This is a genomic window from uncultured Subdoligranulum sp., assembly GCF_937890665.1.
In genome coordinates, this window is sequence record NZ_CALADU010000291.1 from 1 (window position 1) to 2410 (window position 2410).

Below are 2410 nucleotides of genomic sequence, written 5' to 3' on the forward strand. Positions count from 1 at the left end.
CGAGACCACCGTTACCCGCGCCAAGGAAGTTCGTTCCATGGCGGAGAAGATGGTCACCCTTGGCAAGCAGGAAGATCTGCACGCGAAGCGTCAGGTTTTCTCCTACATCACCAAGGAGGATATCGCCAAGAAGGTCATCGATGAGTACGGCCCCAAGTATGCCGACCGTAACGGCGGTTATACCCGTATCTACAAGATCGGCCCCCGCCGCGGCGATGCCGCCGAGATGGCGATCATCGAGCTGGTCTAATCGACTGGATCTACAAAACAGCGCTTGCCGCAAGGCAAGCGCTGTTTTTTTGCTCTTATTTCGTAACTATCCATGGCATCGGACTGCTACAAATCGGGAATTTACGGAAAATGAAAATTTTTTGTAAAATCCGACAGAAAATGTCACAGGCGGTCGAAGTATTCATATTTAAAACGCAGAAAATGCGAAAAATGACGAAAAACTTGCGTCATAGGGCTGATTTTATCCCGTCTGTGTGCTACAATACTAATAAATGGGGTTGTGTGCCCATTGGAACTTATTGTTACGAATTATAGAATGGAAGTAAGGAGCAAACACGTATGGCTGAACAAAATCTTGGCCCGCGCGATTTCTTTGCCAAAGAGGATGCAATCGCTGATTTGGGACTGATCGCTTGTCCCGGTGCCGAAGAACTCTGCAAACTGGTGGACGGACATTTGGTCCGCTGGGCGCAGGAGGTCGGCATGGACGTCGAGTCGTTCATTATTCCTTCGGATTGCCCGCGTTTTCAGTCCGGTGACGCCAAAGGTCTGGTGAAGGCCTCTACCCGTGGCGATGACCTGTTCATTTTTGTGGATCCGGGCAATTACAGTGTTACCTATCAGTTGTTTGGGTATGAGAATCATCTCTCTCCCGACGACCACTTCCAGAACCTGATGCGTCTGATTCAGGCGGTTTCGGGCCGTGCCCACCGCATCAGCGTCATCATGCCCAGCCTGTACGGCGGCCGTCAGCATCGCCGCGTCAGCCGCGAGAGTCTGGACTGCGCTTTCTCCCTGCAGCAGCTTCGCTCGGTGGGTGTCAAGAACATCATCACCTTTGATGCCCATGACCCCCGGGTTATGAACGCTGTGCCCACCATGAGCTTTGACAACGTTATGCCCACCTATCAGGTGCTCAAGTGCCTGCTGCACCATGTGCCCGATGTGAGCTTCCATAAGGATCAATTCATGATCGTTTCTCCCGATGAGGGTGCCATGAACCGCAACATGTACTATTCCAGCGTGTTGGGCTGCAACCTTGGTATGTTCTACAAGCGCCGGGATTACAGCCGTGTGGTCAATGGCCGCAACCCCATCGTGGCCCATGAATATCTGGGCGAGAGCGTCAAGGACAAGGATGTTTTCATCGCCGACGATATCATCGCCTCCGGTGAGTCCATGCTGGACATTGCCTACGAGCTGAAGATGCGCGGTGCCCGCAACATCTTCACCTGCGCGACCTTCCCGCTCTTCACTGCCGGTCTGGAGAAGTTCGACAAGGCTTACAACGACGGCATTCTCAAGGCTGTGTTGGGCACCAACCTGACCTACCGCAAACCCGAACTGCTGGAGCGTGAGTGGTACTATGATGTAGACGTTTCCAAGTACACCGCCTACTTCATTTCCGCCATCAACCATGATAAGAGCGTTTCCAGCATTATCGACCCGATGACCAAGATCCGTGCTCTGTTGGATAAACACGGTATCCCCATGGGCGGTCAGGAATAAGCCATACCATTTTCGGCCCGCGCAGGCGGGCCGATTTTGTTGCAGTGGGGCCAGTCCTTGAGTATAATAAGAAAGATACAAATCAACAGCAGGGGAGAGATGCATCATGCTGCCCATGGAACAGTTGCAGGAATTGATCCGCGGCAAGAAAGTTGCCTTTATCGGCGCCGGCGTCAGCCATAAGCGCTGCATTGAACAATTTGTGGAGCTGGGTGCGCAGGTCACGCTGTGCGACCAGAAAAAATCCATCGAAGACTTCGGAGAATACGCCGACACACTGCGCCGTTTGCAGGTGAACCTGAGCCTTGGCGAACACTATACCGACGGATTCGCGGGTCAGGACATTATTATGCGTACACCGGGGTATGAATACTACAAGCCGGAACTGCAGGCTGCTCTCAAGGCCGGTACGATGGTGACCAGCGAAGTGGAGCTCTTCTTCGAGTTCTGCCCCTGCGAGATCATTGCCGTTACCGGTTCGGACGGAAAGACCACTACTACGACCCTGATCGCCAAGATGATGGAAGCGGCGGGGCGCAAGGTCTTCCTCGGCGGCAACATTGGCGCTGCCCTGCTGCCCCAGTTGGCTGATGTAACACCGGATGCGGTGGCCGTAGTCGAGCTGTCCAGCTTCCAGCTCATCAGTATGCGCCGCAGCCCCAAAGTGGCG

At 53.8% G+C, this 2410-nt stretch carries 3 protein-coding genes; all 3 read left to right on the plus strand.

Translation table 11 applies throughout. The features are described from left to right. Nucleotides 1–250, plus strand: a 250-nt coding sequence (gene rplQ, locus Q0526_RS16735; protein ID WP_298736151.1) for a 50S ribosomal protein L17, incomplete at its 5' end; no start/stop codon positions are given. Nucleotides 251–570: 320 nt separating this feature from the next. Further along, nucleotides 571–1740, plus strand: a complete 1170-nt coding sequence (locus Q0526_RS16740) for a ribose-phosphate pyrophosphokinase (protein WP_298736153.1) — start codon at nt 571–573, stop codon at nt 1738–1740. Between the two features lie 106 nt (nt 1741–1846). Beyond that, a partial coding sequence (locus tag Q0526_RS16745; RefSeq protein WP_298736155.1) for a Mur ligase family protein occupies nt 1847–2410 on the plus strand: 564 nt, incomplete at its 3' end.